The sequence below is a fragment of the Kitasatospora sp. P5_F3 genome, from assembly GCF_054049135.1.
Genome location: NZ_JBFUMY010000041.1, coordinates 70695 through 77075, shown reverse-complemented (window position 1 = coordinate 77075; position 6381 = coordinate 70695). Strand labels below are relative to the sequence as shown.

The 6381-nt window shown below is 70.3% G+C and carries 6 protein-coding genes and 1 tRNA gene; 3 read left to right on the top strand and 4 right to left on the bottom strand.

The window, feature by feature from the left end; genetic code table 11:
* Positions 1-435 (bottom strand): DUF3662 domain-containing protein (locus ACXJMZ_RS24055; RefSeq protein ID WP_457032126.1); only part of this gene is annotated, 435 nt, incomplete at its 3' end.
* A gap of 373 nt (positions 436-808) precedes the next feature.
* Here ACXJMZ_RS24055 and ACXJMZ_RS24050 point away from each other — a divergent pair.
* Positions 809-895 (top strand) — tRNA-Leu (locus tag ACXJMZ_RS24050).
* A 265-nt stretch (positions 896-1160) separates the two neighbouring features.
* On the opposite strand, the gene ACXJMZ_RS24045 is transcribed toward ACXJMZ_RS24050, so the two are convergent.
* Both ACXJMZ_RS24045 and ACXJMZ_RS24040 read right to left on the bottom strand, forming a co-directional pair.
* Entirely contained in the window at positions 1161-2912 is a 1752-nt protein-coding gene (locus ACXJMZ_RS24045) for a hypothetical protein (RefSeq protein ID WP_457032125.1), read from the bottom strand.
* Positions 2913-2962: 50 nt separating this feature from the next.
* The gene (locus ACXJMZ_RS24040) at positions 2963-3901 is read right to left on the bottom strand and encodes a hypothetical protein (RefSeq protein ID WP_457032124.1); all 939 of its coding nucleotides are present in this window, start codon (positions 3899-3901) and stop codon (positions 2963-2965) included.
* A gap of 176 nt (positions 3902-4077) precedes the next feature.
* Here ACXJMZ_RS24040 and ACXJMZ_RS24035 point away from each other — a divergent pair, with 176 nt between their 5' ends.
* Complete coding sequence (locus ACXJMZ_RS24035; RefSeq protein ID WP_457032123.1) at positions 4078-4404, top strand: helix-turn-helix domain-containing protein; 327 nt, start codon at positions 4078-4080, stop codon at positions 4402-4404.
* Positions 4405-4650: 246 nt separating this feature from the next.
* Here the strand turns inward: ACXJMZ_RS24035 and ACXJMZ_RS24030 are convergent, their stop codons facing one another.
* Entirely contained in the window at positions 4651-5316 is a 666-nt protein-coding gene (locus tag ACXJMZ_RS24030; RefSeq protein ID WP_457032122.1) for a hypothetical protein, read from the bottom strand.
* Positions 5317-5619: 303 nt separating this feature from the next.
* Here ACXJMZ_RS24030 and ACXJMZ_RS24025 point away from each other — a divergent pair, with 303 nt between their 5' ends.
* Positions 5620-6219 carry a hypothetical protein gene (locus ACXJMZ_RS24025; protein ID WP_457032121.1) on the top strand — a complete coding sequence of 200 codons (600 nt, stop codon included), beginning with the start codon at positions 5620-5622 and terminating at the stop codon, positions 6217-6219.
* Positions 6220-6381 lie beyond the last annotated feature (162 nt).

Sequence of the window (6381 nt, the reverse complement as noted above, 5' to 3'; positions counted from 1 at the left end):
CCCGTACCCGGGCGGGGCACCGGGGCCGGCGGCGGGCGGGGCCGGCGCCGCGGGCGGCTGCTCGGCGGCCAGCGTGCGGCTGCGCACCCGGTAGAGCCCGGTGTCGAGGTCGTCGGCCTTCTCCAGGCTGACCTGCAGCGGTCCCATGAAGCTGTACCGCTGCGCCTCGGCGTACTCGCGCACCATCCCGGCCAGCTCGGTGCCGAGCTGGCCCGAGTAGGGGCTGAGCCGCTCGTGGTCGTGCGGGCTGAGCTCGACGATGAAGTCGTTCGGCACCACGGTGCGGTCGCGGTTCCAGATGGTGGCGTTGTTGTCGCACTCGCGCTGGAGCGCGCCCGCGATCTCCACGGGTTGGACCTCGGACTTGAACACCTTGGCGAAGGTGCCGTTCACGAGGCCTTCGAGTCGCTGCTCGAACTTCTTCAGTACTCCCACTGGGGCACCCCCTTCCTAGGGCGTTCGATCCGGCCGCTGTTCGGGTCCGACAGCGGTACTTCCGTGCTGATCGTATCCACGCCGGGGCCATCCGTACGGTTCCCCGGGCACGGCGGGCCGCAAGCCAGGGCTACCCGGGCCGCCCCGGGCTCACCCCTCGCTCACCCGTTCGCCTGCACCCGACCGGCCGCTGGCTGGGGTGCTCCGCCGACTGCCGCGCTCCGGTTGCGGACTGCCGCGGGAAGGGATTCGTAGCTCACCCGCAGGTCGTGCTAATGTTTTCCACGTCGGAAGGGGCAGCCGCAAGGCAGCCGGACGGAAGGCCAGCGAGACTCAGGTCGAGCCAGCCGGAAGAACTTACGGCGACACCCATGCGCGGGTGGCGGAATAGGCAGACGCGCTGGATTCAGGTTCCAGTGCCCGAAAGGGCGTGGGGGTTCAACTCCCCCCTCGCGCACCAGGGGTAGTTCACAGAACTACACCAGGTAGATTGACAGAACCCCCGGTTCGGAGAAATCCGAGCCGGGGGTTCTGTCGTTGTGTTCGGGGATGTGGCTGGGGCGGGTGGTGTTTGGGGTGCCCGGGGTGTCTCGGGAGCGTTGTCCGGTCGTCGGGCTTGCGGTTCGGGGTGGGTCCCGCTTGCTGGAGCTGTGGGTTGGGTGTTTTCGGGCAGGCTGACGCCGTCGCTGTTGCGGGCGGTGGTGGTGGGTGTGCGGCTGTGTTGTTCAGCCGGGTGGTGCTGCGCCGGCGAGTTCGCTGAGGTTGGTGGTGCGGCGTCGGGTGCGGGTGCGCTGGCTGGGGATGCTGGTTGGGGCGGGTGTGGTTTCGCCGAGGAGGGTGGCCCAGGGGTCGGGGCGGCGACGTTTGGCGTGCCAGTCGCGTAGGAGGTGGATGTTCACGGCGGCGAGGGTGAAGGCGATGAGGATCGCGTTCTTGAGGGTGCCGAAGACGCGGGTGTGGCCGCGGTCCAGGTGGGCGCGGTGGATTTTGATCTCGGCGTTGGAGGACTCGACGGCGGCGCGGCGGCCGTAGTCGCGGGCCCAGTCGGTGGTGCCCCAGATGTGGCGTTGCCAGGTCCAGGCCAGGGTGTCTGGGGGAAGAGTGAGGGTCTTTCCGCAGCCGCAGGGGGTGCCGTGGCGGCAGCCGGTGGTGGGGCGGATGTGCGGCAGGCGGAGGGAGGCGGGGGCGTTGGGACAGCGCAGGCGTCCAGCGAGGGCGGGGCCTTTCAGGCGCTGGTAGCCGTCGCTGTCGCGGGCGCTGTGCGGGGTGAAGGCGTAGACCGCGCGCTGGTCGTAGCGGGCGTGCAGAGCCAGTTTCTCTTCTCTGGGCATGCCGATGCGGAATCCGGGCAGGTCGTGCAGTTGCTCGGGGAGGGCGTCGGTGAACACGGTGCCGTCGATGACGACGGTGCCGGCGACGGGGCCGGGGTGGGTTCCGCGCTGGTTGGGGTGCAGGTCGAAGACGGGCTCGATGCCGCGCAGGCGCACGGGGTGGGCCCGGCTTCTGGGGGTGCAGTAGGAGTAGCCCCGGTCGATCAGTACGTCCCGTACGGCGGGTTGCTGGGCGCGGGAGGCGTCATGTTGTCGGGTCTGGTCGAGGGTGGCGAGTCCGGCTTGGCCCTTGTGGGATCCGGCTGGGGACAGGCGCATGCCGCGGATGAGGAAGGGGACCTCTTCGGCGCCGAGGGTGCGGGCGTTGACGGCCAGGTGGAGGTCGTGTCCGCAGAAGATTCCGCCCGGGGTGAGGTTGGTGCCGGAGCGGTAGCCGTCGCGGGCGTCGCGGTCCAGGGTGTTCTGGGCCCGGCCGTCGTGGCCGGTGCGCGGCCAGCCGGGCTCGTTGGCCGGGTGGCGGTCCCGCTTCCCGTCCTTGCCGTCTTTGCCGCTGCTCTTCTTGCGGGGTTCGGTGGGAAGGTGGTCGGGGTCGACGTCGGGCGTAGTGGACCAGGAGCGGCGGCGGGCCCAGGTCTCGTAGTCGGTGGAGTCGATCGCGACCGAGGAGGACAAGGTCACGCCCGCGGGGATGGAGGCGGCGAGGAGGCGCTGCTGGAAGGCGTCCGGGGTGATCGTGGCCTGCGGGCAGTCCCGGGGGCAGAGGAGCTCTCCGGTCCGGTAGTCGGCAAAGGGCCCGGGGTGGTTGTGCGGAACGGTGAGGGTGCCTGTCTCCAGAGCGGTGACGAGCCTGTCGTAGGCGTGCCAGACCATCCGGTAGCTGACCCCTTCGTCGCCCAAGTCGGCTAGTCCCAGGGCCTGTTGGGCCGATGGGGAGAGTTGGGAGAGGGTGGCGGTGACCTTGGTCAGGTGCATCTCCTCCTGCCGTAGGGCGTGCAGGGCCAGGCCGGTGAGCAGGGCGCGGGCCGGGAAGAGGCGCGGGGTTCCGGTGGGGGCGTGCAGGATCGCCTCGGCGGCGGGCAGCAGCCCGCTGGCGTCGATGAGGTGCTGGGCGCGCCGCAGCAGCTGACTCTCGCTTATCGGCCGCACCGCGCGGTGGCGGGGCAGGGGTTTGGGTTCGCCCGTGGAGCCGGTGGGGTTCACCGCTGGCCGGTCGGCGGCTGGGTGAGCGCCTGGGCGAGGCGCAGGGCGGCTTGCTGCTTGGGGAGCGGGGTGGTGTGGGGGATGAGGTCGATGAGGCTGCCGGTGGAGTTCAGCCCGGCTGCGGTCAGGAGTTCGGGCAGCGGGGTGCCGGCGTCGAGGTGGGTGACCAGCCAGGTGGTCCGCAGCCTGGAGGTGCTCAGAGCGGGTAGGCGGGAGGGGATCTCGATGCTGGCGGCGAGGTTGCCGAGCCGGTTCTTTCCGGTCGCCAGGACCGGTCCGACCAGGGGTTCGTCCGGGTAGCGGCGGGCGAGGGTGCGTACCAGGGGCGCGTAGGCGGACAGGACCGGGATCTCGCGTGGTCTGCTGCCCGCCAGGGCGATCACGGTGACGCCGGCCGCGGTGGTGGTCACGTTCGCGCCGGTGAAGACGAGGTGCTCGCCGCCGATGAGTCCGGCGCCCAGGCCGCCGCCGAGCAGTCCAAGGGCGGCCCGGCGGCGGCGCGGGGTCTTCTGCTGCCGGGCCGAGGCCAGGAGCCCGGCGACCTCGGGGCCGGTGTAGGGAGGGGAGAGCCGGTTGCGGGAGATCGTCTCGGGCTCTGGTGGCCAGGGGGCGCGGCGGGTGACGGCGCGGGCGACGGAGGTCAGGCGCGAGCGGTGCGTGCCGCGGGAGGTGTCCTTGAGGTGAGGCATGCCAGTGGCGACGTAGCGGTCCACCACGTCGGGGTGGAACAGCGCCTCGGTGTCCAGGGGCAGGAACACCGAGCAGGCCCAGGCGCAGAAGTGGGCCACGGTGGTCATGTGCTGGACCGCCGCCCAGGGCGAGTCCGGACGGAACGCGGTGACGGTGGCCCGCGTCAGCGCGGCGACCTCCTGCCACTGGTCGCCGGTCAGTTTCTTGGGCTCGTACGCGGCGATCGCGGAAGCGACGGTGCTCACCACGCGCCCGCCCATGACCAGGTCCCGCGGCACCCGTACCGGCCCTCCCACACTCGAAGTGGTCTTACAAGACCATCATTGAGAAGGGTTGCTGTCACGGGTGAGGCGAACGCGAAAGGCCGGGATGTGATCTCAGGCACACCTGGGCCTGTGGCGGTCCCGGCTACGGTGGGGCCATGCCGCGCAGTCAACGCGATGAAGCCCCCGCTCTCTACCTGGTCCACGGAGTCTGGCCCGAGGGCCGGCTGCGGGAGGACGCCCCGGTCAGCGCCCGGTACGGGCAGATCTTCGCGCAGCGTCTCAAGCGCGTGATAGCCGAACGGGGCCTGAACCCGCTGAAGATCGAGAAGACGATCGGCGTCAACCGCCGCACCGTGGAGCGCACCCTGCGTGGCACGGTCCTGCCGGACTTCGGCGCGGTCGCCCGCCTGGAGGACGGACTCCAGGTCGGCCTGTGGCCGTGCCGCCACTGCGGCCCCGCAGATCAGACAGGGGTGAACTGACGCGTGACGCGTCGTCAAACGACCATGACCGGTCGTGAAATGAGCACACAAGACCGCGAACCGTCCAATGCCCCGGACTGGGGCACACGTTCGGGTGACAGTCGCGGCCGGCGAGCGATCCGCGGTGGCGCGGATTGCTAAGCTCGCAGGGCGACTTGACCCTGATGGAAACCACTTCTCTTCGGTGAAGGTTGCAATTTGGGGCAGGTCCGGGGCTCTATCCCGGACCTGCCTGCTTTTGTGCGGCTACCCGCTCACCTGGACCCCCTCGGCGCTCTGCGGGGCCAGCCGGTAGTAGACGTGCTTCTTGCCCGGTTCCTTGCGTCGCACCAGCTCACCGTTGCGGATCATCGTGTTGAGCGCGGGTCGGATGCGGCGCTGGCCGGGGATGCCCAACTTGGCGCACAGGTCCAGCGCCGACCACCAGCGGTTCGGCGCGTCCAGCATCAACGCGATCACCCGCTCCCGCTTGGTCGGCTGCCCGGCCACCGTGTCCTCGCCCTCCGGGGAGAACCCGCCGAGTCCGGTGCCCGCCATGGCGCCAAGGGCGTGGTCGGCCTGCGCCGCCAGCCGCTCGGCACGGTCGTCGCCATGCGGAGCGCCAGCGGTCTCGACTCCTGGCAGGGGAAGCACTCCGTCTCCTGGGGTCCGCTCCGGCCCGTACGCCGTACCGCCGGCCGCAGCGGGTTCGGGGGCTTCGGCGGCCGCGGACATCGGTGAGGTGGGAGCGGAGAGTGGTCCGGGAAGGGTGATCGTGCGCCACAACGGTTCGCTGTCCACGACCTCGCGGACGGTGTCGATCATCGCGCCGAGGGTGCGGACCCGCTCCTCGGCAGCCTTCCGCTCCCGCTCCAGCAAGGCGAGGAGACCGGGTGGGGAATGGTGGGTGAGGGCCTCGGCCCAAGAAACCATGGAAGCCACAGCAGGTGACCTTAGTGACCTTGAACCCCGGGCTCCTAACTCAGGGTCACAAATCCACCCCAGGGAGTGAAGGAAGGTAGTGCCTCAACTCCCCCGTCAGGAACGGGACCTGACAGGCGGCAGTTAGACAAGCCGCAGCTCACAGCCCTGATCACCTCGGTAGGAGCATCTCCGCACCGGTCCGGGCCGTATCCACGCAGGGCGTGTTCCCGCTCGGATTCCCCAGGCACTCCTCGACATCCGCAGGAGAGGCGTCCAGTGGCACTCTGGGGTTCACGTGGGAGTGGCAACTCGATGTACTCGCCGGACAGGACCGACGCGGACACGCACCTGTGCCGGGCCGCCAGCCTCAAACTCGCCGAGATGGCGGTCGGCGGCTCCTGCCCCCAGTGTGCCCGCCGGTTCGGCGGCCCGCCCGAGAAGGCGATGAGCACCATGAACAAGCTCCGCCCCCAGATGGCGGCCGGCACCCTGTGGCATGAGTTCGAGACCCGGGTCGAGAACATCGCCCGCCTCCTGTACGAAGACGAAGCCCGCACCGACTACGAGCGGCGCCGATCGGTGCTCGCCTACTGGCAGATGCCCGCCGGCCACCGGGTCGAACTGTTCGACGATCTGGGCCCGCGGTTCTCCCGGATGGCCGGGGAGGACGGGCGGCTGACGGCGACGGTGCTGGTGTGGAGACAGATCACCCGGGCCGAGTACACGCACAGCCCCGTCCTGACGGACATGCGACGCTCCGGAGCCGACACCACCAGGCTCATCGACAACATCACCCAGGCGTACCCCCGGTCAACCAGGCAGCCGCCGTCCGCGTCGTCCTGCGCGGTCGACTCGAGACCTGCGCCGCCCGCCTCACTGTCCGCGTCGACCAAGGGCACCAGTCCGGATTGACCGACTGCCCTCGACGATCAAGAGGAGGACGCCCGCAGTCTCCGGGCCCGTGGAACCCGGTGTCCTCGGCACAACAGCCGACGCGCAGCCCTACCTGACTCTGTCTCCAGGAACCGGCGAAAGCGACATCACGGGCACGCACTCAGTAGGCCATCGCTATGA

Excerpts from the sequence above, each read along its gene's own strand:
- ACXJMZ_RS24035 (WP_457032123.1), top strand. The coding sequence starts at position 4,078 with ATGCCGCGCAGTCAACGCGATGAAGCCCCCGCTCTCTACCTGGTCCAC.
- ACXJMZ_RS24025 (WP_457032121.1), top strand. The coding sequence starts at position 5,620 with ATGTACTCGCCGGACAGGACCGACGCGGACACGCACCTGTGCCGGGCC.
- ACXJMZ_RS24030 (WP_457032122.1), bottom strand. The coding sequence starts at position 5,316 with ATGGTTTCTTGGGCCGAGGCCCTCACCCACCATTCCCCACCCGGTCTC.